Below are 26554 nucleotides of genomic sequence, written 5' to 3' on the forward strand. Positions count from 1 at the left end.
GATTGAAGAAGGCCAGCGCCATAAAGCACGGACCCGCTTCCCCAGATTACCAATGCGTGCAGGCAGCACCGATCCTGAAAAAACGCGTGAATTGTTTCAGATATACGCCGCCGAAGACATCCTGTTTCCAAGGTTTTCGGCGGCGGCTCGATGGCTGTGAAATTTCAAGCCGAGCGACGCGGGATCAAGGCCGGATGATGGACCACATCAGACCCTGGCAAGCGATTGTTCGAGATCGGCGATGATGTCCTTCACGTCCTCGATGCCGATCGACAGGCGCACCACATCCGGCCCGGCGCCCGCCGCCGTCTGCTGTTCCGGCGTCAGCTGCGCATGGGTGGTGGAAGCCGGGTGGATGACCAGCGAGCGGGTATCGCCGATATTGGCGAGATGGGAGAAAAGCTGCAGCCCCTCCACCAGCGCCTTGCCCGCCGCATAACCGCCCTTGACGCCGAAGGTGAAGACTGACCCCGCCCCCTTGGGCGAATAATGCTGCTGGATGGCGTAGTTGTCGCTGTCCTCCAGCCCGGCATAATGCACCCAGCCGACCTTCGGATGCGCCTTTAGCCACTTGGCGACGGCGAGCGCATTGTCGGAATGGCGCTGAACGCGCAGCGGCAGGGTTTCTATGCCGGTGAGAATGAGGAAGGCGTTGAAGGGCGAAATCGCCGGACCAAGATCGCGCAGGCCAAGCACACGGCAGGCGATGGCGAAGGCGAAATTGCCGAAGGTCTGGTGCAGCACGACGCCGGAATATTCCGGCCGGGGCTGCGACAGCGCCGGATATCGGTCCGTCGCCGACCAGTCGAAAGTGCCGCCGTCAACGATGATACCGCCCATGGAATTGCCATGGCCGCCGAGGAATTTCGTCAACGAATGCAGCACGATGTCCGCACCATGTTCCAGCGGCCGCAAGAGATAGGGGCTTGCCATGGTATTGTCGACGATCAGCGGCAGGCCGTGCCGGTGGGCGACTTCGGCGATCGCGGCGATATCCACGAATGTGCCGCCCGGATTGGCGAGGCTTTCGATGAAGATGGCGCGGGTGCGCTCGTCGATCTGCCGTTCGAAACTGGCCGGATCGGTCGCATCGGCCCAGCGCACCTGCCAGTCGAAACCCTTGAAGGCGTGGCCGAACTGGTTGATGGAGCCACCGTAAAGCTGCCGGGCCGCGACGAAATTGTCACCGTGCTGCAGCAGCGTGTGGAAGACCAGCAGCTGCGCGGCGTGGCCGGATGCGACAGCAAGTGCGGCCGTGCCGCCTTCCAGCGCCGCCACGCGCTCTTCCAGAACCGCCTGGGTGGGGTTCATGATGCGGGTGTAGATATTGCCGAACTCTTTCAATCCGAACAGGGCGGCAGCGTGATCGGCGTCGCGGAAAGCATAGGCCGTGGTCTGATAAATGGGCGTGGCGCGCGCGCCGGTGGTCGGATCAGGCTGCGCGCCCGCATGGACTGCCAGCGTTGAAAAACCGGGATTGCTGCTCGGCATGATGTTTCCTCCAATGGAATTTTGGAGGGATCATAATGCCTTGGCGTCAAATGATAAGTCCGATCCGTACCAACTATCGCACAATATTGAGACGCGGATACTCAATTGCAGGGCAACGATCCATCACCACGTTCATGCCATAGGCTTCCGCCCTGGCGGCGGCGTTGTCATCACGCACGGAAAGCTGGCCCCAGATCACTTTCGGGCGCTGCGGCAACAAAATCGCCTCTTCGACAATTGCCGGCAGATATTCCGGTGCGCGGAAAACATCGACCATGTCGACCGGTTCGGGAATATCGGCAAGCCGGGCAAATACCTTCTGCCCCAATATCTCCTTGCCCGCCTGGCCGGGATTGACGGGGAATACGCGGTAGCCCTTGGACAGGAGAAAGCGCATCACACCATGGCTCGGCCGATCCGGATTGGGCGAGGCTCCAAGCAAAGCGATGGTGCGGACATCCGTCAGGATTTTTCTGAGGTAATCCGGTTCGTAAGTATCATGCTGCATGTCAACTTATCCCTCTGTCGCATCCGGCGATTTCAACGCCCCTGGCACAGGCGTGCGCGCTGAGCGGGCCGCAAGCAACGCGTTTCCCGCATGAGCATTGCTGGTAACGCCTACTGCGGCTGTCATCCTCATCTAGGGCGTGGCGGCACATTCTTGAAGCCCTGTCCGCCTTTAAATAATGGAGGTGATGACCTCATCGTCGAGACGGTCCAGTTTCACCTCCGCAAAACGATTTCACAAAAATGCCGTGACCAAATTTGCATGGAGTTTTTTCATCCAGTTTTCAAACCGACATATATTGGCAGGAATATCGACTCAAACACCATTAACGTGCATCTCATGCGCCATTCGTCTCCTGTTTGTTTTCATTCCGTTCACAGATGAATTAGGCTTATCTAATTTTCAGAAAGTTATTCAGTAAATCAATCCATATCCAAATCTGCAACGTTACAGTTGGCGATTTACTGATGCTGTGAAATTCTTTTTCATTTTTGATAAAAATACCAGCATTCGATTGATATAGCATCCCAGGCGGGAGCCAGCATCATTCCAGCCGGAATAAGCGGTCGAAAACGGCCATGTTTTCAGGAAATAGCGCTCTGCCGCGAAAGGACAAGCTGTGCATCCGGCGCCGATACACCTGTTACGCGGGATGAAATCATGAGCAGGACAACGCGTCATTTGATGCAGGAGTTACCCGCCCTGCCCCACAAGATGCACGAACCAGAAATTTGACGCATGTCATAATCCATGCAAACGGCCGCAGCCTGCCGGACACGATCCGGCAGATCAACGCGCCCGCTTTCGGAGGGCAAGCGCCCCGTTTCGCTGCCATCGAAAATGGATTCCGGTTTCCGGACAGATGCTGTAGGCTGGCCACAATAGCCCGCGAGCGAGTCTCTACTGTGACAATTGACATTCTTTTTCTGGTGCTCCTGGGCGCGATACTGCATGCCGGCTGGAATGCGCTGGTCAAATCCGGATCCGACAAATCGCTGGACGCCTCGCTGATAGCGGCGGGGGCAGCGGCCTGTTCCTTGCCATTTCTGCCGTTCCTGCCGTTTCCGGCGCCGGTGGCCATTCCCTTCCTCGTCGCCTCGGCCTTTCTGCAGTTTGCCTATTTCCGCCTTGTCGCGGCCGCCTATACGATCGGCGATATCGGCCTTGTCTATCCCGTCATGCGCGGCGTGGCGCCTCTGATCGTCGCGGCGACAAGCAGTCTTTTTCTCAGCGAGGTTTTGAGCCCGATGGCCCTTGCCGGGATCGCCATCATATCCGGCGGCATATTGACGCTCGCCTTCGAGGCGCGTCGCGGCGGCGGCAAGGCGATCACCCTTGCGCTTATCAACGCCTTGGTGATCGCCTCCTACACCTTCGTCGATGGTGTCGGCGCAAGGCTTTCCGGCAATGCGATCTCCTATACGCTGTGGATGTCGCTTCTGCCGCCCCTGCTGCTTTTCGGGTTTGCCTTTTTCCAGCGTGGCGTGGTCCCTGTCGTGCAGCACGTGCGGCGCAACTGGTGGCGCGGCCTGATCGGCGGCGGCGGCTCCATCCTATCTTACGGGCTGGCGCTCTATGCCATGACCAAGGCGCCCGTCGCCGTCGTCGCAGCGCTCCGGGAAACCTCCATCCTCTTCGCGCTGGTGATCTCCGTGGTGATCCTGAAAGAACGCGCCAGCATCTGGCGTTATCTTGCCGGAGGCATCATTGCAGCGGGCGTTCTGGTGATGCGACTGGGGTAAAAATCGGGTCGCCCGGTGAGGTAAAATAATACCCCATAAATAAGCCATTGTTTTTGCTTTATTATTTTTACGATCTCCAAAATCCGTCATATTGACGCTTTCGCTTGCGCACCGTATAAGCGCGCCAGATCGGATTCCAGCCGGAATAGGGTCATTTGCGGTTGCCTTTGACGGCAACCAAACCAAGCAACAAGAAACGCCCGTATGCTCTTTCATAAAGAGGATGACGGGTCCACGTTAGAAAGTGAAATCCATGTCTACTTTCGTTCAGAAGCCCGCTGAGGTGGAGAAGAAGTGGGTCATCATCGACGCCGAAGGCCTCGTTGTTGGTCGCCTCGCCACCATCGTTGCAACCCGCCTGCGCGGCAAGCACAAGGCCACCTACACCCCCCACGTCGATGATGGCGACAACGTCATCGTCATCAACGCGGAAAAGGTTGCCTTCACCGGCAAGAAATATTCCGACAAGAAGTACTACTGGCACACCGGTCACCCGGGTGGCATCAAGGAGCGTACGGCTCGCCAGATCATCGAAGGCCGCTTCCCGGAGCGCGTCGTTGAAAAGGCCATCGAGCGCATGATCCCGCGCGGCCCGCTCGGCCGTCGCCAGATGAAGAACCTGCGCGTTTACGCCGGCTCGAACCACCCGCACGAAGCACAGCAGCCCACCGTTCTCGACGTGGCCGCGCTTAACAAGAAGAACGTAAGGAGCGCCTGATAATGGCCGATCTTTCCTCTCTGAAAGACCTCGCCCCGGCATCGGAAGCTTCGGCTCCCGTGCATGTCCGCAAGGTTGACACCCTCGGCCGCTCCTACGCGACCGGCAAGCGCAAGAACGCCGTAGCCCGCGTATGGGTCAAGGCCGGTTCTGGCAAGATCATCATCAACGGCCGCGATTTCACCACGTATTTCGCACGTCCGGTTCTGCAGATGATCCTTCAGCAGCCGATCGTCGCCGCTGCCCGCACGGGTCAGTTCGACATCATCGCCACCGTTGCCGGTGGTGGTCTGTCCGGTCAGGCCGGCGCCGTTCGTCACGGTCTGTCCAAGGCCCTCACCTACTTCGAACCGGGCCTGCGCTCCGTTCTGAAGAAGGGTGGCTTCCTGACCCGCGACAGCCGCGTTGTCGAGCGTAAGAAGTACGGTAAGGCCAAGGCCCGCCGTTCGTTCCAGTTCTCGAAGCGCTAATCGCTCAATCCCAATCGAATACGGAAAGAGGCAGGTTTTACCTGCCTCTTTTTTTGTCTCAATATTCATTCGAATTAGCCGCAGACGTATTGCAAAATGTTGCTTTTCAATCAACCTTACGTAGAACCATATGACAATGCTCACTCAATTTAGGTAAAGTGGCTGCGGAGATTTTGTTTGTGAATAGTACGACACAACCTGAAAGAATTTGGGGTGCCAGCAAAGGCCTCGAGATCATTTCGGATGACAAGTCCGATGACAAAGATGAATTGGTCAACCTCATTGCTTACAGCCTGTTCAAACTAGAGCAATCCGAATGGGCCAAAGAGACAAAACCAACCAGAGAAGAAGTGGACAAACACCACCAAACGCTTCAGACATCGAGGGTTAAAAGTTTACGCGACAACGCCAAAAGTCGGTTAAACGAACGAATTACAGCCACACAAAAAGAGTGGCGAAAAGCCCTTTTTGACGAAATTCGAAAAGAAGTAGCAGATACCGTCGCAGCAGAAATTGAAGAGCGCGTTACGGACAGGCTTTCCCAAGATTTAAAGCATATAAAGAACTCGACCAGCTTCAAATCCGCACTTATGGCAAACGTTGCAGGATGGCTTGTATCAATTGGACTGACTGCGATTGTGATACTTGGCACTTTTTTACTCACGCCAGTCGAGGTAATTACTAAAATCGTCGAGCGATAATAGAGCAAAACCCAACTCGCTGATTTGGAGAAAACGGCTTGCCATCCAAAACCATCGACCATGCCTTCACCGCAACGACGCTGACATCGGCCGCCACCGACCCGACCCATGCGGGCGTGCTCTCCTTCATGCGGCGCAAATATACCAAGAACCTCAAGGGCGTATCGACGGCCATCTGGGGCATTCCCTTCGATGCGGCCACCTCCAATCGGCCGGGCGCCCGTTTCGGGCCACAGGCGATCCGCCGCGCCTCGGCGATCTTCGACAATGACCCGCAATATCCCTTCGCGCGCGATCTTTTCGCCCATATGCCGACCATCGACTATGGTGACTGTCTGCTCGACTATGGCAACCACTGGAAAACGCCTGATACGATTGAAAAGGAAGCGCGCCGGATCATTTCCAAGACGGATTACCTGCTGACGCTCGGCGGCGACCACTTCATTACCTGGCCGCTCCTGAAGGCGCATGTGGCCAAACATGGACCGCTGGCGCTGGTGCAGTTCGATGCGCATCAGGACACCTGGTTCGACGACGGCAAGCGCATCGACCACGGCTCCTTCGTGGCGCGCGCCGTGCGCGATGGCCTGATTGATCCTGATCGGTCGATCCAGATCGGCATCCGCACCCATGCGCCTGACGATTTCGGCATTCGCATTCTCCACGGTTACGAGGTGGAGGAAATGCGGGCGAGCGATATCGCCTCGCTGATCGTCAAGCATACGGCCGGCATGCCCGCTTATCTGACCTTCGATATCGATTGCCTCGACCCAGCCTTCGCGCCGGGAACCGGAACGCCGGTGGCCGGCGGGCCGACCAGCGCTAAAATTCTCTCCGTTCTGCGCGGGCTTGGCCAGCTCGATATTCGCGGCTCGGACGTGGTGGAAGTCGCGCCCGCATACGACCATGCTGACATTACCGCCATTGCCGGAGCCACCGTTGCAATGTATATGCTTGGCCTGCGCGCCGAACGGCTGGCCAAGGCCGGCTGATAAAGAAAACGGCGCTTGCCAAACTGATTCCGATTACCCTCGCAACCCTTTGAAAAGTCAGGACAAGGACATGACAGCGAAGATCTTCATCGATGGCGAACACGGCACCACGGGTCTGCAGATCCGCACGCGCCTTGCCGGTCGCCGCGATATTGAGCTGCTGTCCATACCCGAGGCCGAGCGCCGCAATGCGGCGATGCGCGAGGATATGCTCAACAATGCCGACATTTCGATCCTCTGCCTGCCTGATGATGCTTCCCGGGAAGCCGTCTCGATGGTGGCCGGTAATAACAATGTCCGCATCATCGATACCTCGACCGCCTATCGTGTCCACCAGGACTGGGCCTATGGCTTTGCCGAAATGGATAAGGAACAGGGCGAGAAGGTTCGTTCCGCCCGTCTCGTCGCCAATCCGGGCTGCTACCCGACCGGCGCAATCGCGCTTCTGCGCCCGCTGCGCGCCGCAGGCCTGCTGCCGGACGGTTATCCGGTCAGCGTCAATGCGGTTTCCGGTTATACCGGCGGTGGCAAGCAGATGATCGCCCAGATGGAAGACCAGAGCCGCGATGACGCGATCAGCGCCAATAATTTCCTCTATGGCCTGACGCTCAAGCACAAGCACGTGCCGGAAATGACCATTCATGGCCAGCTCGACCGCGCACCGCTGTTTTCGCCCTCCGTCGGTCGTTTCCCGCAGGGCATGATCGTGCAGGTGCCGCTGTTTGCCGCCGACCTGAAGGAAGGCGCGACCGTCGAAACGATCCATGCGGCGCTGAGCGCCCACTATGCGGGACAGGACATCGTCAATGTGGTGCCGCTTGCAGAAAGCAAGGGGCTCGCACGCATTGACGCCGAGGAACTGGCAGGCAAGGACACGATGAAACTGTTCGTCTTCGGTACGCCTGGCGGCGAGCACATCAACCTCGTCGCGCTGCTCGACAATCTCGGCAAGGGCGCCTCCGGTGCTGCCGTGCAGAACATGGAGCTGATGCTCTCCGCATGAACCGCACCACGCCCTCTTTTCCGGCCTCGTGGAATATCGAGGCCGCGAAGCGTATTGCCGATACGCCGGCCGGGGTGGTTTACGAGCTTACGCGCGGCGACGGTTCCCTTGCCGTCGCCAAGCTTCTGAAAAAGAAAGTATTGAAGGACAGCCTTCGCGGCGCGGATTTCATCGAATGGCGCGCCGGCATCGGCTGCGTGGAACTGCTCGACCGCACCGACGATATTCTGCTGATGGAACATGCCGGCACGGAGACCCTGCGCGACGTGCTGTTTCGCGACGGCAACGACGACGCCACGACGGAAATCGCCGCCGACGTCCTGCTCAGATATCACCAGCCATCGCAGCAGACGCCGCCGTCAAGCCTGCTGACGCTGCCGCTCTATTTCGAGAGCCTGTTCCGCAAGGCCGAACAGCACCGTATCGACGGCGTGGACAGCCCCTATATCGACGCGGCCACGCTGGCGCAGGAACTGATCGACCGGCAGCGGGATGTGAAGCCACTGCACGGCGATCTGCATCACGAGAACATCATGCGCAGTGACCGCGGCTGGATCATCATCGACCCGGCCGGCCTGATCGGCGATGCGGCGCTCGATGTCGCCAACATGTTCTCCAATCCGCTCGACCGTTTCGACCTTACCCGCAGCGAGGCGCGCATCGCCTCCATGGCGGCGATTTTTGCGAAGGCGCTGCAACGGGACGAGCGGCTCCTGCTGCAATATGCCTTTGCTTATGGCTGCCTTTCCGCCGCGTGGCATGAAGAGGACGGCAATGCGGAGGAACGCGACAACGAACTCGCCGTCGCGGCCACCGTCAGAACGGTGCTCGGGCAGTCCTAAGCCGCTTCAATCCCTGACTTCGACCGCAACGGGCGTCGGATATTTACCGATGAAACCGCGCCAGTGGGCGACGGCAAGGCCAAGCACGATCAACGCCATGCCCTGATGGGCGAGCGCGACGTGAATATCCACATGCATCAAAAGCGTGGTGATGCCGAGCGCCGCCTGAATGGAGACAAGCACGAAGAACAGCACCGCGCGGCGGGCGTGTGGCGTGCCGGGCAAGGCACGCGCCATAGACACCATATGCCACAGGGTGGCGGCAAACAGCGTGTAGGCGCCGAGGCGGTGGACGAATTGCACCGTCTTGGGGTTCTCGAAGAGGTTGATCCACCAGGGCTGTTGCAGGAACAGATCGCCCGGCACCAGCGAGCCGTCCATCAGCGGCCATGTATTATAGGAAAGGCCGGCATTAAGCCCCGCCACCAATGCGCCGAGATAGATCTGGAAGAGACAGAGCACCGTCAGCAGCGCGGCAAAACCCCTGCCCGTCTTTTCGTCGGCGGCCTCGGGGGAATGATGCGACAGCCCGCGCAAAATCCACATGCAGCCCGCAAAGATGAGGCAGGCGACGGTCAGATGCGTGGCAAGGCGATATTGCGAGACATCGGTGCGGTTGACGAGGCCTGACGATACCATCCACCAGCCGATAAAGCCCTGAAAGCCGCCGAGCGCCAGAAGGCCGATGAGCGGCAGCCGCAGGCGCTTTTCGATGCGGCCCGTCAACCAGAAGAAGGCAAGCGGCAGAGCGAAGATGAGACCGATGGCGCGGGCAAGCAGGCGATGCGCCCATTCCCACCAGAAAATCGTCTTGAACTCATCGAGCGACATGCCCTTGTTGATTTCCTGATATTGGGGAATACGCTTGTAGAGTTGGAACTCCTCTTCCCATTCGGCAACGGAAAGCGGCGGAATGGCGCCGTGGATCGGCTTCCATTCGGTAATCGACAGGCCGGATTCGGTGAGCCGCGTGGCGCCGCCGACGAGGACCAGACAGAAGAGCGTGAAAAGCACGACACGCAGCCAGATGCGCAGCAGGCGGCGGTCCTTCTCCTGTTTCTGCAGGGCAGCCTCCACCACCATTTCCGCAGAACCATTTGCCATCGTCATGCCGCTCGAACGCATCTTTCAGGTCTCCCTCATACAGTCATGTTGATTAGCCCCAACCGGCACCACAAAACAAGGCCTCAGGGTTTGCGGCATGCGGTCGCGGCGGTATAGTCCCAGCACACATTCAATCACGGAAGATTTCATGCAGCCTCGCTTCAGATCGTTCATCGGCACCATCGTCATCATCTGCCTCGTCGTCGTTTACGCCGTGGTGGCGACGGCCATTGCATCGGCGGCGCTGGCGCAATCGCCCTGGTGGGTGCATCTCGCCTATTTCGTGCTGACCGGAATTTTGTGGGTTTTGCCGGCGATGCTGATCATCAAATGGATGGCCGGACCTAAAAAACAGGGATAAGCGCCGATCATTTGCGCAACACCCTGAGGTCGCAATTTTATAAACCGATTGTTTGCCGCTCAGCGATATAGTCCGACCGAAACAACCGGAGAGAGTGGATGGCGGCTGAGGGGCCGGTCTTTATCAGCGACAAACAAGCGCCGACCGCCGTGCAAAACGAGCGGCGGGCTGCTGATCGTCTGGTGATAGATCTCGTCGATGACGCCTCGACCATCCGCTCCGACTGGGAACGGATGGAGAGCGACCCGCTCAATTCGCTGCATCAGACTTTCGGCTGGTGTTCCATCTGGGCGCAAACACAGCAAAGCACTCTCCTGACGCTGCGCGGCCGGCAGGGCGGAAAGACGATCTTCCTGCTTCCGCTCGAAATCGTGAAGGAAGGCGGCATCCGCAAGGCGCGGTTTCCCGGCAGCCGGTTCAACAATATCAATACCGGGCTTTTCGAGCCGGGCTTTGCCGAACGGGCGGGACAGGAAATCGCGGCAGCGATCGCCCGCGAGGCGCGCAAGCTGCTGCATGGCCGGGCCGATATTCTGGCCCTGCAGAACATACCGCTCAGCTGGCGCGGCAGGACCAATCCACTCTCGCATCTGGCTTCCGTCGAAAACCAGAACCCGGCTTTCCAGCTCCCGCTCTTTGAAAGTTTTGAGGCCACGCTTCGGCAGGTCAACGCCAAGAGACGCCGGAAGAAATTCCGCATCCAGAGCCGGAGAGCCGACGAAATGGGCGGTTACAGCCATGTGATCGCCCGGACGCCCCAGGAAAAATGCGAATTGCTGCAAGCATTTTTTCGGCAAAAGGCCGCCCGTTTCGCCTCACAGGGCATTCCCGATGTGTTTCGCGATCAATCGGTGAAAGACTTCTTCTACGATCTCGCCAATTTCCCTGAAGCGGGCACGGACAGTCTGCTGGAGCTGCACGCCATCCGCCTGCATGGCGAAAACGAAGGCGTCATTGCCGCCATCGCCGGCCTTTCACGCAAGCAGGATCACATCATCTGCCAGTTCGGGTCGATCGATGAATCGGTGTCGGAACTCAGCCCCGGCGAATTGTTGTTCTGGCTGATGATCGAAAGGGCATGTCGCGAAAAGGCGGCGCTCTTCGACTTCGGCGTCGGCGACCAGCTCTACAAGCGCAGTTGGTGCCCGCTTTTCACCGTGCAGCACGATATATTCCTGCCGGTGACGCTGAAGGGCCGTGCGGCCGCTTCCGCCTATGTCGCCATCGCCCGGACAAAAAGCCTGATCAAATCCAATCCGGCGCTCTATGCGCTGATTCAGCGTTTTCGCGCCGGCAGACCAAAGGCAGACACCACGGCTGCCACCGACTGAGCGGTATTCGCCGCCCTCAGGCGGCGCTCAGGTGGTCCGGCTTACGCATTCCGGTCATCGGCAACGCCTGTTCATAACCCTGCGCCACCAGCTCTCCGAGCGTCCTTTCCAGCATCTCCCCATCCTTGCCGGGGACGGAAACGATGATTTCTGCGGGCAGATTGCGCAGCATTTTCTCAAGGCTCGAAATCTGCACCGCACCACATTCGACGAGAACGGTGTCATAGGCGTCGGAGAGCGCGCCGAGGATCATGGTCAGGCGGTCAATGGCACGCATGGCCTCACGCGGCTGCGCATTGCCGCGCGGCACGATATGGGCATCGGACAGGCGGTCGCCGTGAATGGTTTCACCGAAGGCGGCGGCACCCGCCAGAAGGTCCATGACGCCGGGAAGCCCGGCCTCCGGCGCCATCAGCCGTGTCGGACAGCCAGAGGCCGTCATATCGACGAGAACGACCGACCGGCCCATTTCAGACAAAGCGCGCGCCAGCATCACGGTCGTGGTGGAGCCGCTATCACCGGCCGGAGACACGACAGCGGCGACCGGCTTGGCAAGACGGGTGGCGAGGAAGCCCGCGACGGCGTCAATCGAGAAGTCGTCAGAGATATCGACCTCTTCTTCCGCCGCCGCCTTTTCCTCGGCAGCCGCGTCGTCGTTCGGCAAGGCCGGTCTCGCGGCCGCGGCTACGACGGGCATCTGGCTCGCCTCCTCGGCGACGGGATGGTGTGCCGCAGCCGGCATGGCCTGGGCAGCCGGTTGTATCGTCTGCTGGCGCTCGGCAGCCGGCTGTTCCGGCATATCCTCAGCCTCATCCGCGTCGACCCGTGCGCGCGCAGGCGGAGGCGGATCGGAAAGGGGCGGAACCTGGTTTCTGCCCATCGGCTTCAAAGCCCGGCCGGTGAAGAGTTCAACCAGCATGACGACGATGCAGGAGAGCAGAAAGGCCGCCAGCGTCACAACGATGGTAATGGCGCCGGTCTTCGGGAAATAGGGCTCGCGCGGCTCCACCGCCGTCGAGATGACGCGTGCATCGGCCGGGGTGGAATCCACCGAGCCGGCGCGCGACGTCGCTTCGCGGTAACGGGCAAGATAGGTTTCCAGAAGCTGCCTTTGCGCCGAAGCTTCCCGCTCCAGATCGTTGAGGCCGACCTGCTGTTCGCCCGCACGCACGCTTTCCGATTTCAGCATGTTCAACTGCTGGACCAGTTGCCGTTCCCGCAGACGCGAAACATTGGCCTCATTTTCGAGACTCGCCAGCACCTTGCGGGTTTCTTCCTGAATCTGCCGCTGTATGCCGTCGAGCTGGTTACGCAGCGCGCGGATGCGCGGGTGGCCTTCCAGCATCGAAGACGAGAGATCGGAAATCTGGCTGCGGATCGTGGTTTCGTTTTCCTTCAGCCTCTGGATCGTCGGGGAACCGACGACATCGGGGAAAGTATCGAGCGGGCGGCCGGTGGCAAGCGCGTTGCGCACGCCTTCCGCCCGCGCCTCCGCATTGGCGCGCTCACCGCGAATACGGCCGAGTTCGGTCGAGATGTCGCTGAGCTGGCGGGTAGCGAGCGTTTCGCCCTGCCCCGCCGAGAGGAGATCGGAGGAGGCACGGTAATCCGCGACCTTCCTGTCGGCCTCACGCACCTTTTCGCGCAGATTGGCAATTTCCGGCTCCAGCCAGCGCGCCGCTTCCGTGCTTGTATCCAGCTTCGCACCGCTTTGCAGCGCGATATAGGCCTTCATCATCTCATTGGGGATGGCGGCGGCGAGTTTCGGATCCTGCGAGGAAAATTCGACCGTGATGACGCGCGAGCTTTCGACCTGATAGACCTGCAGCTTTTCCCGGAAGGCCTTCAGCACCCGCTCTTCGGGCAGCACCTGAAGCGGGTCCTTCTTGACGCCGACGGCGACCAGGAGCTGCGAGATGAGCGAAGGATGGGCCTCCGGATCGAACTCATCCAGCTCGTAAAGCTTCATGTCTTTGGCGACCTGCTTGATGAGGTCGACCGATTGCAGGATCTGCACCTGGCTGGAAACGGTCAATTCATCGAGCACGGGTTCGGCAGGCGCATTGGACTGCTGCGAGGCGCCGAAGGAGGCCGCGCGAGATTCGATCAGCACGCGCGCCTCGCCCTTGTAGGCGGGCGACATCATGCTTGAGATCACGAAGGCGGCGCCCCCGGCCAGAAGCGTGATCGCCGCGATCCGGCCCTTGCGCTGCCATATGGCTGCGACAAGCTGCGCAAGATCGATATCCACATCCCTGTCGTCAATGCGATCGCCGTTCATGCGGGCTCCGTAACCGAGACAAACCTCGGGCGCTCAAATATAGATGGTCAATTTTCGCGAAGTTTAAGTCTTGCGGGTAACACAACAGTTAATCCCGGCGAATCCGACGAAATAAAACCGATATTACCATCGCTCGCGCTGCTCGTTTACCGCACATTAACCCTAACAGAACGATAAGAATGATCAAAGATCGACTCGGAGCCAGATCAGATGCCGCTCGCCGGATCACGACATGTCACCGCACTGACGCTCGCCGTTTTGACGGCCCTTTCCGGCTGCGCGGCATATCAACCCGCGCCGAGGTCCTTCAATGAGGCTGCTCTGCAACCCTATCACGTCGATAGCGGCGACAGGCTGCGTATCAACGTATTCGAACAGGTGGGGCTGACCAATACCTATACGGTCGATCAGGCCGGTTATGTCGCCTTCCCGCTCGTCGGCCAGGTTCCGGCCCGCGGCAAGACCCTGCCGCAGCTCGAAGCCGCCATCGCCGCCAAGCTGCGCCAGGGTTATCTGCGCGATCCAGACGTGACGATCGAGATTGACCGTTATCGCCCCGTCTTCATCATGGGTGAGGTCGGCCGTCCCGGCCAATATTCCTATGTGCCCGGTATGACGGTGCAGAACGCCATCGCTATTGCCGGCGGCTTCACCCCGCGCGCCAATCAGGCCGATGTCGACATCACCCGCAAGATCAATGCGGAGGTGATGACCGGCCGGATCGGGATCACCGCCCCCATCCTGGCCGGCGATACCGTCTACGTACGCGAACGCTTCTTCTGAAAACGGAGCGGCGAACGTGTCGGATGACGGCCCTCCCCTGCGCATCATTCACTGCTTCCGCTCCCCGGTGGGCGGTGTCTTCCGCCATGTGCGCGACCTTATCGAAGAACATGTCAAACAGGGCCACAAGGTCGGCATCGTCTGCGACAGCTCCACCGGCGGCGCGCATGAGGAGCGGCTTTTCGCACAGATCACCCCGATGCTGGAGCTTGGCCTCACCCGCCTGCCCATCCGGCGGTCCATCAGTCCCGGCGACCTCATGGCGCTGTGGAAATCCTACAAGCACATCAAAAGTTTGCGGCCGGACATTCTGCACGGGCACAGCGCCAAGGGCGGCGCTCTTGCCCGGCTGATCGGCTCACTCCTGCGGGCAAACAGGTATCGCGTAGCCCGCCTCTATTCACCGCATGGCGGCAGCCTGCATTACGCCAGAAACAGCCTCAAAGGGCAGCTTTTCCTGCGGCTGGAGCGGTTTCAGGAGCATTTCACCGATGCGCTCTGTTTCGTCTGCAATTTCGAGCAGGCGACTTACGAGGCCAAGATCGGCAGGCCCCGCACCCGAACGGCGATGATCTATAATGGCGTGCAGGAAAGCGAGTTCGAAACCGTCGCCGCCCGCGACGATGCCGCCCGTTTCCTCTACATCGGCATGCTGCGCGACCTCAAGGGACCCGACGTCTTCATCAGGGCATTCGCCAAAATGGAACGCAGCATCGGCCAGCCGATGACCGGCGTGATCGTCGGCGATGGACCGGACCGGGACAAATATGCGGCCATGATCGACAAGGCCGGGCTTTCCCAGCGGATTTCCATGCATGCGGCCATGCCCGCCAGACAGGCCTTCGAACTGGCGACGACAGTGGTCGTGCCGTCGCGCGCCGAAGCCATGCCCTATATCGTGCTCGAAGCGCTTGCGGCGGGAAAAACCGTGATCGCCTCACATGTCGGCGGCATTCCCGAAGTCCTTGGAGAAGACAGTGAAGCGCTGGTGCCGGCAGGCGATGCGGATGCGCTGGCGCGGATCATGGTCAAGGATGCGGAGGATGTGGACTGGGCGCAGCGGGTCATGCCCCGCCCCGACAGCTTCAAGGCGAAATTTTCAACCCCGGTCATGGCCAAAGAGATGATGAAGCTCTATCGCGACCTGCTATCGGCCTAAACTCATTTCAAAAACACGATTTTTAATTGTATATTCCCGCCGTCCTGTAGAAATTCATCATAAACGTTTCTTAGCATGTTTCGGCTAGTTTCCTGCTCGTAGAGGGGCGAACCAAAGCAATGACCAAGGCTGACAAGGAAAGACTGCAATTCGATCTGGCATCGTTGCGCAAAAAAATCTCCGACCACGAAGCGGGAGAACCTTCGGCATCCGGAACCGTCGTCCTTAATCCGCTTGCACGGCAGATCGCCAACCAGCTGCGCGCCGGCAACCATTCGCCGAATATGGTGATCGGGCAATTGCGGCTTCTCGAATTCACGACGCTCGTGGTCATCGCCGGCATCGTCAACGGCATTGCCGCCGATCGCGGCCTGGAAACCTTTCTGGCAGTTTTCGGCGGCGGCGTGCTGGGCGCCGCGCTCTGCGTCTTTCTTCTGCAGGCGGGTGATTGTTATCAGCTGCCGACGCTGCGCACGCCGCTCAAGATGTTCGCCCGCATTCAGGGTGCGGTCTGCCTGTCCTTTGTCGGCACGGCCTGTTTCCTCCTTCTCTTTTTTCCCGATGCGCTGCATTCCTGGCCAGCCTTCGGCATATGGTATGCGATAAGCGCCATCGCTATTTTCACCGGGAGGCTGATCCTCGGCTTCGCCATTCGCCACTGGGCGCGCAATGGCGTGATGGAGCGCCGCGCCGTCATCGTCGGCGGCGGCGATACCGCCAAGGATCTTATCCGCTCGCTGGAGCAGCAGTCCGATAACGATATCCGCATCTGCGGCATCTTCGACGATCGGAAAAGCGCACGCTCGCCCGACGTTGTCGCCGGTTATCCGAAGCTCGGCACCTTTGCGGAACTGGTGGAATTCGCCCGCCTGACGAAGCTCGACATGCTGATCATCGCCCTGCCGCTCAGCGCCGAAGCGCGCATTCTCCAGCTTCTGCGCAAGCTGTGGGTGCTGCCGGTCGATATCCGTATCGCGGCGCATGCCAATAAACTGCGTTTTCGCCCCCGCGCCTATTCCCATGTGGGCAAGGTGCCGATGCTCGACGTGTTCGACAAGCCGATCCGCGACTGGGATTCGGTGGCGAAACGGGTGTTCGACATCACCTTCAGCCTCATCGGCATCGCCCTTTTGTGGCCGGTGATGCTGGGGGCGGGAATTGCCGTGAAGACGACCTCGAAAGGTCCTGTCCTTTTCAAGCAGAAGCGCCACGGCTTCAACAATGAAACGATCAATGTCTGGAAGTTCCGCTCCATGTATACGGAACTCAGCGATCCCACGGCGAAAAAGGCCGTCACCAAGAACGATCCGCGTGTCACGCCGGTCGGCCGCTTCCTGCGCAAATCCTCGATGGATGAACTGCCGCAGCTCTTCAACGTTCTTTACGGCGACCTTTCTCTGGTCGGGCCGCGCCCGCATGCCGTTCATGCCCAGACTGGCGATCTGAAATATACCGAGGTGGTGGAGCACTATTTCGCCCGCCACAAGGTCAAGCCCGGCGTCACCGGCTGGGCGCAGATCAACGGCTGGCGCGGCGAGATCGACCATGGCGACAAGATCAAGTTCCGCACCGAATACGACCTTTATTACATCGAGAACTGGTCACTGCTATTCGATCTCAAGATCCTGTTCCTGACGCCGATACGGCTGCTCAAATCGGAAAACGCCTATTGACCCACGTCGGTTACCAGCACGCACCGGGTTTCGACGCACCGCTTGCCACGATGCGGCTCATCGGCTCGTTCTTCATCGCCTTCGGCGTGTTCCTGTCGGGCTTCGTCATTTCCGAGCCGGCGCCCTATGAGCTGATGATGGTCGGACAGGTGGCCATCTGGTTCCTGCTCGGCCTTCGCCTTTCGCGCACCGTCGTCCTGCTCCTGTGCCTGCTGCTCGCTTTTAATATCGGCGGTTATCTTTCGCTCACCACCATGGCCGATCTGGATGAGGGGCCGCTTTATCTCGCCGTCTCGACCTTTCTGGCGCTGACCTCGGTTTTTTATGCGGCGATCGTGGAAGACAAGCACCAGCGGCTGCTCTTGATTTTCCGGGCCTGGCTTGCGGCCGCGCTCATCACCTCGCTGCTCGGCATCATCGGATATTTCCACGCCCTCCCCGGTTTCGAGGTCTTCACCCTCTACGACCGCGCCAAGGGCGCTTTTCAGGACCCGAACGTCTTCGGTCCCTTTCTGGTGACACCCTCGCTCTATCTCATCTATGGCCTTCTTACCGGCAAGGCCATGCATGCGCCCTGGCGGATCGTCGGGTTGCTCATCCTGTCGCTTGGCGTGTTCCTGTCGTTCTCACGCGCGGCCTGGGGCCTGTTCCTGTTCGCCACCATCCTCCTCGTCTTCGTCATGCTTTTGAAGGAACGCACGGCCGCATTTCGCCTGAAAATCCTCGTGCTGTTTCTTGTCGCCGCCGGGCTGATGGTCGCGGCGGTCATCATCGCGCTACAGTTCAAGCAGGTGGCGGATCTGTTCTCCAGCCGCGCCTCGGCGGTGCAATCCTATGATGGCGGCCATCTCGGGCGTTTTGCCCGCCACTATCTCGGCTTCCTGCTGGCCATGGAACATCCGCTCGGCATCGGTCCCCTGGTGTTCGACGACATCTTTCCCGCCGCCGAGCACAATATCTGGCTGAAGAGCCTGACCACGCATGGCTGGTTCGGCTTCATCATCTATCTGGTGCTGATCTGCTGGACCATCGCCGCCGGTTTCCGGCATCTGCTGCGTCCGCGGCCATGGCAGCCTTTCCTCATCATTTCCTGGGTGACCTTCGTCGGCCATGTGATGATCGGCGCCGTCATCGATACCGATCACTGGCGACATTTCTTCCTGCTGCTCGGCATATTGTGGGGCTGCATGGCGCTGGAAAAACGCGAAGCCCTGCGCCGTCGCGCACGTGCCGCCTGAAACGCTTACCCTTACGGAACCTTATGCCATTTCATGCGTTTAGCCCCCGATTCCGATTGTCAAACGGGGAGACACCTTATGACGCAGACCAGCAATCTCTATCTCATCATCGGCGCCCTCATCGTGGTCATCGCAGGCCTTGGCATCTATGTCTGGCACGAGGAAAGCAAACCGAAGGGGATCGAGATGAATATCGGTCCGAACGGCGTTTCCGTTCAGGAAAATTAAACCGCAAGCGTCGCGCAAAGTCCGGCCATTAAGACCGGGTGCATCCCAAGCCAAAAATGGCCGGGATGCACCCGGTCTTCTTATGAGAGGAGACGAAAGGCGGGATCGATGCCCGCCGCGCCGGTTCGGTACGAATGATCCGTATCGCCCGATCAAGGAAACAGCTAGCGCAATGGTCTCCTCCATCGACCTCTCCACCCGCCTCACCGCCACCAGACTGGCCCTCAAGGCCATCAAGGAGCAGGAAGACAATTCCACCGCCGTATCCTCCTCGACGCGGACGTCTCTCCTCGATTCCTACGGGCTCGACACCTCTTCGTCGTCTTCCACCAATACGCGGCTGACGCAGCTTCTGGCGCAATATGCCCAGACCTCCAGCGACGACACGCAGACCGACGATACGGATACGCAGCTTTCTTCCGGTGACATTACCAAGGCCGATTTCATGAAGGAGCTGAAGGAGATGCTGGAAGAGCTGCGCAAGGATCCGGGCAAGGCTTCACAGGCCAATGCGATGCTGGAGGCTTTGACAACGGGCACGCTGACCGTCTCCGATCCCGCCGAGGGTGCGCAAATCAAGGCCTGGGATGTGGCCTCCGACACGGAAACCACCTCCGGGACGGCCACGGAGATCACAGTGACGGGATGGAGCGACTTTCTGAAAGACCATCTGAAACGCGACGGCTCGACCTATGCCAAGAGCACCAGCGGCGCCTATATCGACGCTGTTTCCGGCGACAATGCATTTTTCGGCAGCGTCGGCAGCCGCTATTATTATCTCACCTGGCCACAGGCGAAAAACGGCACTCTGACCGTCTAGCCAGCAGACGGCCCATGCCTGAACGGATTGCTGCGACATGAAACATGCCGCAGCATTGCTGTGTCAGCCATTCAGACGGCGGGTGCGGCAGCCGGCTCCGCGCCGCCGGACAGCGCCTTTTGCAGCTGCGCTTCCTGTGCCGGCGATAGCGAGGTCTTGATGACCCGCCCACGCAGGCCTTCGAATTCCGCCAGCACCTTTTCCGGCTGCACCTTGCGGATCAGCACGAACAGCGCCGAAGAACCATTGGGAATGGTCTCGCCGAGCGACTTGATGAAATCGTCATCGATGCCGAAATCCGTGAGCGACCCCGCAAGGGCGCCCGTGCCGGCGCCGATCGCGCCGCCAATGGCAAACCCCGCCAGCGGATTGAGGAACAGCAGGCCGACGAGGCCGCCCCACAGACCGCCGGACAGGAAACCGGAGCTTGCGCCGATTGCCGTCAGATTGACGCTCTGCTTCAGATGCACCTTGCCGCTTTCATCGCGCACGACAACCACGGCGTCTTCCAGATCGACCAGATATTCCTTTTTCAGACCGGCAAGCTTCAGAAGGACCCGGTCGGCCTCTTCCGTTCCGTCAAAACCAACAACGACGAGTTCGGACATGGTTGTCTCCCTGAGTTTCAATTCCGTTGCGCTTGAACGCCCACAGAGGGCGGCTTGTTCCTGCCATGATGGAAAGAGCATGTGTCATACGTTTGACGGCCCTCAAACAGGACAAGCATCACCCCGCTTCCCGCCCCTCCCCACCGTCCACACCCTTTGTTCCTTTTTTTATGAAAAGACCATTTTCCGCTTGCGCCCTAACAGGCTTATATATAAACGGCTTTCAGGTTCGGAGCGTAGCGCAGCCCGGTAGCGCACTTGACTGGGGGTCAAGGGGTCGTGGGTTCGAATCCCGCCGCTCCGACCAGTAAAAACAGATAGATAGCCAGTTCCCCCAGAGCTGGCTATATTTGTTTCTGCTATCCTGCAGCCAGCGTTATGTGCGAATTCAAAAGACCGGGCTCGGATGTGCGCTTATCCCGGGCTGACAACGAGGGGTGCTGAGATGGCCAAAAAACCGAAAATAGAACACTCAGAATTCTCGGGCGAGTTTGAAGACGACGGTATCACCGTGCTTGTCGACATCTACCGGCCCGCTGGCACGCAGCAGGACTGGACGCTGGAGGTCATCAGCGAGCACGACGATGTCACCACCTGGGATGAACCTTTCGTTACCGACAAAGACGCCTGGGAAGAGTTCCTGGCGACTTGCGAGAAAGACGGGATTCGCAGCTTCCTCGACGGCGACGATCCGTCCGTTCATTAACGCCTGATTGCGCGGCATTAGCCCGTGAGGGTCTTGGTCTGGAACCCCGTACTCCGGCAATTTTCCTGTCGATCCCCTCATTTTTGATCGAGAGCATTCTCCGGTTGAATTCCCTGGAATATGCGCCCCATCGTAAAGCTGCCGGCCATTGAAGGACGGCATGCATTGCCTTGTTGACTCTCCGCTAAAATTAGAACATTTAGTGAACAAAAGAGAGGCGACACGACATGTACGACGCTGAAAAAATCACCCCTATACGGCCCGACGACATTGCCGGATACGTCATCCAGTGTCACGATGGCGATGCGAAGGCCGCCGTCGAAGCGCTTCTTGGTGAGATCGAGCATCTGCAGGAGCAGCTTTCCCTTGCGGTTGCCATCATGGGAAATGGATATACGCGCGGGTGGAAACCCGGCGCAGGGCGGGACTAGAATCGTTTCCGCCACCGTCTTTCAAGGCGTCGTGACGCATATCGGCAAAGCTGGTGAGACGATGGAGCGCACATGCCAGAAACCCTGCCCGCCCGGCAGGGCGAAGGGATAATTCCATGACGCGAGACGGATCGCTGAACCCACCGGAAAGGACGGCGTCGGCATTCCTTGCTGACGCCGCCTGCCCCCGGAGCAGCATTCAATATTCGTTGGAGGCGATGGCGAAATCGTCGACGATAGGCATCTTTTCCGCGTTTTCCCAAGTCCGGTCCATCGCATAGGTTTCCGACAGATAGGGAATGCCGATATGGCCAAAGCGGAAGGAAAGCTGGCTTTCCGCCTGCTCTTCATCGAGCCGGGCGACACGGCTGAGATAAAGCGCGGTGGCGAGGCCTGTTCTATCCGCACCGGCCTTGCAATGGATGAGGATCGGCTTCGGCGCATCGCGCATGATCGCGACCAGCTCGTTGACCCTGTTCATGTCAAGCTCCTGGCTTGCCGACATGCCAAAATCGATGTGCTTCAATCCGAGTTGGCGGGAGGTTTCGACCTCATCCCGGTACCAGGCCTTGGATTCATTGGGTCCGCGCAGGTTGATAACCGTCCTGATACCATACTCCTTGGTATAGTGGACAAGCTGCTCGTTGCTCGGCTGGTTGGAGCGATAAAGCTGGCCCGCAACGACCTCGTGAAAATTGCCCAGAAGCTGAATGGCGTAGAGATAACCGCCTGTGGCAAGCACAGCAAAACCCATGCCCCAAAAGGAGCACTTCCAGAATCTTCGCATAATAAAACGGTTCCCTTATTCGACGAGAGAACCGATACAGGTGGATTCTGACAGTAGGCTGAAAGTTATGCGACAGTATTGTGAGAGTAGAAAATCTGCGCTTGGTCAACGCACGAAAACGTAGACCGCATAGACCGCGATGAGCGCGGCGGCGGCAGCCGCGGTGATGGCGCCGAGGCGCTTTTCGATGAAATGGCGCACCGATTCCCCGTATTTCTGCAGCAATCCGGCAAGGATGAAAAAGCGTGCGCCACGCGTGACGACCGCCGAAAGAATGAAGAGGCCAAGGCTGATATTGGCGGCGCCGGAAAGAATCGTCACGACCTTGATCGGCGGCAGATGCGCGAGCCCGGATGTCACCAGCAGGAGAACAATGGTTTCGTAGTCCACCGAGTTCTTCAGGTGCTCGAAGCTGTCGAGCTTGCCGTAAAATTCGAGAATGGGCCGCGCGATGCTCTCAAACGCATAGTGGCCGAGGAACCAGCCGGCGATACCGCCGAGAACCGAGGCGACGGTTGCCACGAGCGCATAAAACATCGCCTTTTTCGGCTTGGCGAGCACCATCGGCAGAAACAGCACGTCCGCAGGCACCACAAAGACGGAGCTTTCAACGAAAGCCACGATCGCCAGCCACCAGACGGCGGTTTTGCGCGCGGCGAGCGCCATCGTCCAGGCATAGATGTTTTTCAGCATTTCATGTCCCCGGGAAGAGTGTTGCGGAGCAAAGGCAGGCGGGAGCCAAAGGCATATCGACGGTCATTCATGCGCTTCGCACAGGCCGAAACGACCGTCCTGCCAATGCAGGATTAGAGACAACGCAAGACAATGGCAAATGTTGGAAGAATTATTTTTGCATCGCAAAAAATCGGAAACACAAGCATTTCCCGCCCACATCGGGGGCCGGTTGCTGCGATGCGAAATTTCACCCTGTGATAGATACACTCGCCTTTTTGCTGTAGAATGAAGCTGGAGGAAAGAGGAGGAAGTTACCATGGAATATGTCAACTTCGTTACATCGATCAATCCGGTCATACTTGTCATTCTGCTGGTGGTTCTTCTTGCCGGCGCTTACAGCAGCTGGGTTTCGCACTGACCAAAGTGAAACCAGTCGACCAAATGTGAAGAGGCTCCGTTTCTATCGGCGATAGGCATCGGGCCGGATGAATGTTATCAAGCCCGGAGTTAAAACAACTCCCGGGAAGCGGCATGACGAACGAATTCGCATTCACTGATACGTCTGAAAAGCTCAGCACGACGCTTGAGAAGCTGATAGGAAAATTACAGGGCCAGACGATCACGTTGCGCGAGTTGATGGAAGCGATCGGCGAACAGGGCCTGTTGCTGATCTGCGCGATCGCCTCTTTACCCTTTCTCATTCCGGTTTCCATTCCCGGCGTCAGCACCGTTTTCGGTGCGGCGATCATCCTTGTCAGCCTGGCCATCACGCTGAACCGCCTGCCGTGGCTGCCGGCAAAAATCCTCGACCGACAGATGGAAACGGCAAAGCTCGTTCCAGCGCTTCAAAAAGGTGTCGCCATCGTTTCCAAGCTCGACGGCTTCATCCGCCCGCGCATTCCCGCGCTGACGACGGGCATCATCGCCAACCGGATAAACGGACTTGCCCTGATGACCGCGGGTGTTCTGCTGATGATGCCGCTCGGCTTCATTCCGTTTTCCAATACGCTTCCGGGTGTCGCGATCCTGCTGCTTTCGGCCGGGATGATTCAGAGGGATGGCGTCACCGTGCTCGGCGGTTACCTGTTTCTGGGTCTGACGACGATTTATTTCGCAGCCCTTGCCTATGCCGCCTTCTGGGCCGGCCAGGGCATCAGCAGCTCCATCGGCGGCTGAGCCGGTCAACGGTCTCTGTTTCGAGCCTCGCGGCGGTTTTGCCGCGAGGCCCACCACACCGCAAATCGCCGTCGCCTGCGGCGCACGGCCGGCAGATCGTGGGAAAGCACGATTAGACCAAGCGGAATCATCCAAAAACCGAGGATGGGCAAGAAGCCCAGCGTTCCGCCCACCACCAGCGCCGAGCCCGCTGCGATCCTGCCGACGCGCGAACGCGGCATGGCGAGGCTCCATTTTCCGAGATTGAGGCGACCCGTTCTGTGGTCGATACCGAATTTCATTCCATCCTGCCCTTTTGCATCTGGCCTGTGGATAATTTTTTCACCGCCGATAAGCCCGGAAAATCGGGACTCCGGCGAGATAAAACAAGATGAATGCGTTTTTTTTGAAAAAACCGCTTGGCAAATCGGAAAAGCATTTGTATTACCCCGCTCACACCGCGCCAAGCAGCGCACGTTCCCTGGTAGCTCAGCGGTAGAGCATTCGACTGTTAATCGACAGGTCGCCGGTTCGAATCCGGCCCGGGGAGCCATTTCTTTCAAAACATGTTTTGAAGAGCGAAGTGCAGCTGCATTCGCCCTATACGGCTTGGGGCATTTTCATTCTTGCCCGGTTGGCGGGCTACAAGACCGTCAGGTCTTTTTGACCGCGCGCTTCGTCGCCTTAACGGCGTTGCTGAGTGCCGGCGGATCGCTTGCAGGGAAGCTTTCTTCAAGGCTCTCGGTCAGATCGTCTTCCTTGTTCTTGCTCGCGGATTTCTGCTCCTTCTCAAGCGATTTTACCGCCGGGGATTTGGCCTTTGCAGGGGTTGCCTTTTTTGCTGGCGCCTTCTTCGCAGGCGCCTTTGCAGCTGACGCCTTCGCGGCAGCGGATTTCTTCACCCCACTTCCGCTTTTGGGCTTTACCGCTTCCGCATCTGCGGAAAGTTCCCGCTCCGCCTCGATCCAGTGTCTTTCATGATGCCCGTCGGGTCTGCCTTCCCTCTCCCATATTGCGCGCGCTTTTTCACGGATTGCGGCTTCGCGGTCATGGCTCATAACGGGCCTCCCTGTCTGTGTTGCACCGGATTTGATTGTGCCACTGAAAAAACAGAAAAAGCCAGCGTTAGTTCCGCACGGACCCGTTACGAATGTGCATTTCCTCGTGAAAGGGAACCGTCATCGACCACGGATCGTTTGTCCTGCACGAACCCGCAGGAGAAACATCCATGACCACCCCGCAAAAGCCGAAAACCGAACCGCTCGACATTCGCGACGAGGATGTGGCGCGTTTCGAAACTGACAGCGAACTCAAGGGTAAGGACGGTGAGATTTATCCGGATGAGAGCATGAGCCTGCGCGCCCGCCGGCAGGCCGCGCGCCAGCATGAGGACGCCTTCATCGTGGCTGCCGATCTGGAAGACGACGATCAGCGCGAGGCGACGCCCGGCACCCGCGAGCAGCCATAGGCCAAAAATGGAAAAGGCGGGTCAAAGCCCGCCTTTATCAAAATAATGTCCGGAGATTTTATCGACGGACCGACACGATGGCCTTGCGATTGAAGTTCGACACCTGCACCCGGCCGGACTGATTGCCGCCGAGAATCTGGGCGGTCTTGCCGCTCATGCTCTTTAAAATGCCGGCATGATAACCGCGGCCGTTGCGAATGACGACGACATCGCCCGGTTTGGCCTGGCTGACCGGAACGGCATAACCGAAGGATGTCCAGGACTTGGCAAATCCATAGGATTTGGGAGACTGCCGGCCGGCCTTGCTGGCGACCGCATGCAGGAAGAGGCCGCACCAGGGGGTGCTGCGCGGATTTGCCCCAAGGATATTCTTGAGGCTCTTGTTGTTCTTGGACTCATGCAGCCCGGTGTATTTTTCTGCCTGGTTCAGCATGCCGGCGGAAGCCGATGCCGCAACTGTAAAAGACAAGGCAACCGATAGAATTAACGCGGATACTCTCAAACGTCTCGCCCTTATGTTAGAGGGCGTCCGTGTATTGTGACAATTTAGCGACAATTTGACGAGAAATGGGCAGAAATCAGACGCCTATTCATGCGCACTGATCTGTCATTGCTTTAAAACAGGCTGCCCTGCGCCTCGTCAGTGCGGCTGCGGCCGGCATTTTCGAGATCCAGCATGCGCAATTTGGTGGTGGTTCCGCCCGGTGCGGAAAAGCCGCCGAGCCTGCCGCCGGCGGCGAGAACCCGGTGGCAGGGAATGATCAGCGGCACCGGATTTTTCGCCATGGCCTGGCCGACATCGCGGGCCTTTTCCATGCCGAGGCCAAGATCTTTTACGATGCCGCCATAGGTCGTCGTACGGCCCCAGCCGATCCGCCGCGCAACCGCGTAGACATCGAGAAAAAACCGCTCCTGCCCGGCAAGATCGAGCTCGACGGTGGTGAAATCGATCTCCTCGCCCCCGAAATAACGGGTGATCATTGCGATCACCTCACGCGTGCGTGTTTCCGGAACGGCGATGGAAGCGGATGGCAGGCGCTTCTGGAGAAGTTTTTCGGTCTCGCCGGCATCAGAGCCGGGCAATTGCAGACGCACAATGCCCCGCCCCGCCCATGCGACGCCGCAATGGCCGAGGGCCGTGGGAAAAACAATATAGCCGTAGTGGTTGCTCATTGCCGTCGCTCATCTGCCTTTTCGCATGCACGATGCCATATCCCGCATTCGAAACAACCCGTTTCATGCCCTGGAACAAACAAGGCCACCCGTTTTTGGCGGGTGG

Annotated in this window: 30 protein-coding genes and 2 tRNA genes; 21 read left to right on the plus strand and 11 right to left on the minus strand. The window is 58.9% G+C overall.

Annotation, left to right across the window (positions count from 1 at the left end; translation table 11 throughout):
- Positions 1–207: 207 nt before the first annotated feature.
- Entirely contained in the window at positions 208–1491 is a 1284-nt protein-coding gene (locus N5D22_RS12950; RefSeq protein WP_279655359.1) for an O-acetylhomoserine aminocarboxypropyltransferase, read from the minus strand.
- Between the two features lie 73 nt (positions 1492–1564).
- Complete coding sequence (locus N5D22_RS12955; RefSeq protein WP_279655360.1) at positions 1565–1999, minus strand: CoA-binding protein; 435 nt, start codon at positions 1997–1999, stop codon at positions 1565–1567.
- Positions 2000–2904: 905 nt separating this feature from the next.
- Here N5D22_RS12955 and N5D22_RS12960 point away from each other — a divergent pair.
- From N5D22_RS12960 to N5D22_RS12990, 7 genes are all read left to right on the plus strand, one after another.
- Positions 2905–3741, plus strand: a complete 837-nt coding sequence (locus N5D22_RS12960) for an EamA family transporter (RefSeq protein WP_279655361.1) — start codon at positions 2905–2907, stop codon at positions 3739–3741.
- A gap of 253 nt (positions 3742–3994) precedes the next feature.
- Entirely contained in the window at positions 3995–4459 is a 465-nt protein-coding gene (gene rplM, locus N5D22_RS12965; protein ID WP_279655362.1) for a 50S ribosomal protein L13, read from the plus strand.
- A 2-nt stretch (positions 4460–4461) separates the two neighbouring features.
- Positions 4462–4929 (plus strand): 30S ribosomal protein S9, encoded by a 468-nt coding sequence (gene rpsI / locus N5D22_RS12970; protein WP_003521540.1) that lies wholly within the window; start codon positions 4462–4464, stop codon positions 4927–4929.
- A 179-nt stretch (positions 4930–5108) separates the two neighbouring features.
- Complete coding sequence (locus tag N5D22_RS12975; protein ID WP_279655363.1) at positions 5109–5630, plus strand: hypothetical protein; 522 nt, start codon at positions 5109–5111, stop codon at positions 5628–5630.
- Positions 5631–5668: 38 nt separating this feature from the next.
- Positions 5669–6622, plus strand: a complete 954-nt coding sequence (speB, locus tag N5D22_RS12980; protein ID WP_279655364.1) for an agmatinase — start codon at positions 5669–5671, stop codon at positions 6620–6622.
- 70 nt (positions 6623–6692) lie between these two features.
- Positions 6693–7625 carry an N-acetyl-gamma-glutamyl-phosphate reductase gene (gene argC / locus N5D22_RS12985; protein WP_279655365.1) on the plus strand — a complete coding sequence of 311 codons (933 nt, stop codon included), beginning with the start codon at positions 6693–6695 and terminating at the stop codon, positions 7623–7625.
- A complete protein-coding gene (locus N5D22_RS12990; protein ID WP_279655366.1) occupies positions 7622–8467 on the plus strand; it encodes an aminoglycoside phosphotransferase family protein in 846 nt (281 codons plus the stop codon). The genes argC and N5D22_RS12990 overlap by 4 nt, the downstream gene beginning before the upstream one ends.
- 6 nt (positions 8468–8473) lie before the next feature.
- On the opposite strand, the gene N5D22_RS12995 is transcribed toward N5D22_RS12990, so the two are convergent.
- Positions 8474–9577: a COX15/CtaA family protein gene (locus N5D22_RS12995; protein WP_279655522.1), complete on the minus strand. Its 1104-nt coding sequence runs from the start codon at positions 9575–9577 to the stop codon at positions 8474–8476.
- A 142-nt stretch (positions 9578–9719) separates the two neighbouring features.
- On the opposite strand from N5D22_RS12995, the gene N5D22_RS13000 reads away from it, so the two are divergent.
- Both N5D22_RS13000 and uppA read left to right on the plus strand, forming a co-directional pair.
- Entirely contained in the window at positions 9720–9932 is a 213-nt protein-coding gene (locus tag N5D22_RS13000; RefSeq protein ID WP_279655367.1) for a DUF2842 domain-containing protein, read from the plus strand.
- Positions 9933–10030: 98 nt separating this feature from the next.
- Positions 10031–11263, plus strand: coding sequence for a polysaccharide biosynthesis GNAT family N-acetyltransferase UppA (gene uppA, locus N5D22_RS13005; protein ID WP_279655368.1), 1233 nt, complete (start codon positions 10031–10033; stop codon positions 11261–11263).
- 16 nt (positions 11264–11279) lie between these two features.
- Here the strand turns inward: uppA and uppB are convergent, their stop codons facing one another.
- Positions 11280–13544: a polysaccharide biosynthesis protein UppB gene (gene uppB / locus N5D22_RS13010; RefSeq protein ID WP_279655369.1), complete on the minus strand. Its 2265-nt coding sequence runs from the start codon at positions 13542–13544 to the stop codon at positions 11280–11282.
- A 210-nt stretch (positions 13545–13754) separates the two neighbouring features.
- On the opposite strand from uppB, the gene uppC reads away from it, so the two are divergent.
- From uppC to N5D22_RS13040, 6 genes are all read left to right on the plus strand, one after another.
- Positions 13755–14327 (plus strand): polysaccharide export protein UppC, encoded by a 573-nt coding sequence (gene uppC, locus N5D22_RS13015; protein WP_279655370.1) that lies wholly within the window; start codon positions 13755–13757, stop codon positions 14325–14327.
- A 16-nt stretch (positions 14328–14343) separates the two neighbouring features.
- On the plus strand, positions 14344–15486 hold the full coding sequence (gene uppD / locus N5D22_RS13020) for a polysaccharide biosynthesis type 4 glycosyltransferase UppD (RefSeq protein ID WP_279655371.1): 1143 nt from the start codon (positions 14344–14346) through the stop codon (positions 15484–15486).
- Positions 15487–15605: 119 nt separating this feature from the next.
- Entirely contained in the window at positions 15606–17159 is a 1554-nt protein-coding gene (uppE, locus tag N5D22_RS13025; protein ID WP_279655372.1) for a polysaccharide biosynthesis glycosyltransferase UppE, read from the plus strand.
- Positions 17156–18397 carry a polysaccharide biosynthesis O-antigen ligase family protein UppF gene (gene uppF, locus N5D22_RS13030; RefSeq protein WP_279655373.1) on the plus strand — a complete coding sequence of 414 codons (1242 nt, stop codon included), beginning with the start codon at positions 17156–17158 and terminating at the stop codon, positions 18395–18397. Before uppE ends, uppF begins: the two co-directional genes overlap by 4 nt.
- Positions 18398–18475: 78 nt before the next feature.
- On the plus strand, positions 18476–18625 hold the full coding sequence (locus N5D22_RS13035) for a hypothetical protein (protein WP_279655374.1): 150 nt from the start codon (positions 18476–18478) through the stop codon (positions 18623–18625).
- A 172-nt stretch (positions 18626–18797) separates the two neighbouring features.
- Positions 18798–19445 carry a hypothetical protein gene (locus tag N5D22_RS13040; protein WP_279655375.1) on the plus strand — a complete coding sequence of 216 codons (648 nt, stop codon included), beginning with the start codon at positions 18798–18800 and terminating at the stop codon, positions 19443–19445.
- A 71-nt stretch (positions 19446–19516) separates the two neighbouring features.
- Here N5D22_RS13040 and N5D22_RS13045 read toward each other — a convergent pair whose 3' ends face one another.
- A complete protein-coding gene (locus N5D22_RS13045) occupies positions 19517–20053 on the minus strand; it encodes a DUF1269 domain-containing protein (protein WP_279655376.1) in 537 nt (178 codons plus the stop codon).
- 230 nt (positions 20054–20283) lie between these two features.
- Here N5D22_RS13045 and N5D22_RS13050 point away from each other — a divergent pair.
- From N5D22_RS13050 to N5D22_RS13060, 3 genes are all read left to right on the plus strand, one after another.
- A tRNA-Pro gene (locus N5D22_RS13050) sits at positions 20284–20360 on the plus strand.
- Positions 20361–20498: 138 nt separating this feature from the next.
- Positions 20499–20759 (plus strand): hypothetical protein, encoded by a 261-nt coding sequence (locus N5D22_RS13055; protein ID WP_279655377.1) that lies wholly within the window; start codon positions 20499–20501, stop codon positions 20757–20759.
- Between the two features lie 227 nt (positions 20760–20986).
- Complete coding sequence (locus N5D22_RS13060; protein ID WP_279655378.1) at positions 20987–21190, plus strand: hypothetical protein; 204 nt, start codon at positions 20987–20989, stop codon at positions 21188–21190.
- A gap of 199 nt (positions 21191–21389) precedes the next feature.
- On the opposite strand, the gene N5D22_RS13065 is transcribed toward N5D22_RS13060, so the two are convergent.
- Entirely contained in the window at positions 21390–21944 is a 555-nt protein-coding gene (locus tag N5D22_RS13065) for a dual specificity protein phosphatase family protein (protein WP_279655379.1), read from the minus strand.
- A gap of 138 nt (positions 21945–22082) precedes the next feature.
- Positions 22083–22670, minus strand: a complete 588-nt coding sequence (locus N5D22_RS13070) for a YqaA family protein (RefSeq protein WP_077982480.1) — start codon at positions 22668–22670, stop codon at positions 22083–22085.
- A gap of 513 nt (positions 22671–23183) precedes the next feature.
- On the opposite strand from N5D22_RS13070, the gene N5D22_RS13075 reads away from it, so the two are divergent.
- Entirely contained in the window at positions 23184–23828 is a 645-nt protein-coding gene (locus tag N5D22_RS13075) for an exopolysaccharide biosynthesis protein (protein WP_279655381.1), read from the plus strand.
- 5 nt (positions 23829–23833) lie between these two features.
- Here N5D22_RS13075 and N5D22_RS13080 read toward each other — a convergent pair whose 3' ends face one another.
- A complete protein-coding gene (locus N5D22_RS13080; protein ID WP_279655523.1) occupies positions 23834–24109 on the minus strand; it encodes a hypothetical protein in 276 nt (91 codons plus the stop codon).
- A 176-nt stretch (positions 24110–24285) separates the two neighbouring features.
- On the opposite strand from N5D22_RS13080, the gene N5D22_RS13085 reads away from it, so the two are divergent.
- Positions 24286–24360, plus strand: a tRNA-Asn gene (locus tag N5D22_RS13085).
- A 100-nt stretch (positions 24361–24460) separates the two neighbouring features.
- On the opposite strand, the gene N5D22_RS13090 is transcribed toward N5D22_RS13085, so the two are convergent.
- A complete protein-coding gene (locus N5D22_RS13090; RefSeq protein ID WP_279655382.1) occupies positions 24461–24865 on the minus strand; it encodes a DUF2934 domain-containing protein in 405 nt (134 codons plus the stop codon).
- A gap of 170 nt (positions 24866–25035) precedes the next feature.
- On the opposite strand from N5D22_RS13090, the gene N5D22_RS13095 reads away from it, so the two are divergent.
- Positions 25036–25275, plus strand: coding sequence for a hypothetical protein (locus tag N5D22_RS13095; RefSeq protein WP_279655383.1), 240 nt, complete (start codon positions 25036–25038; stop codon positions 25273–25275).
- Between the two features lie 58 nt (positions 25276–25333).
- On the opposite strand, the gene N5D22_RS13100 is transcribed toward N5D22_RS13095, so the two are convergent.
- Entirely contained in the window at positions 25334–25777 is a 444-nt protein-coding gene (locus N5D22_RS13100; protein WP_003521571.1) for a TIGR02594 family protein, read from the minus strand.
- Positions 25778–25890: 113 nt separating this feature from the next.
- The gene (locus N5D22_RS13105) at positions 25891–26448 is read right to left on the minus strand and encodes a methylated-DNA--[protein]-cysteine S-methyltransferase (RefSeq protein ID WP_279655384.1); all 558 of its coding nucleotides are present in this window, start codon (positions 26446–26448) and stop codon (positions 25891–25893) included.
- Positions 26449–26554: the final 106 nt, after the last annotated feature.

Origin of the sequence: Agrobacterium sp. GD03872 (assembly GCF_029840625.1) — a bacterium.
Lineage (GTDB): Bacteria > Pseudomonadota > Alphaproteobacteria > Rhizobiales > Rhizobiaceae > Agrobacterium > Agrobacterium fabrum_A.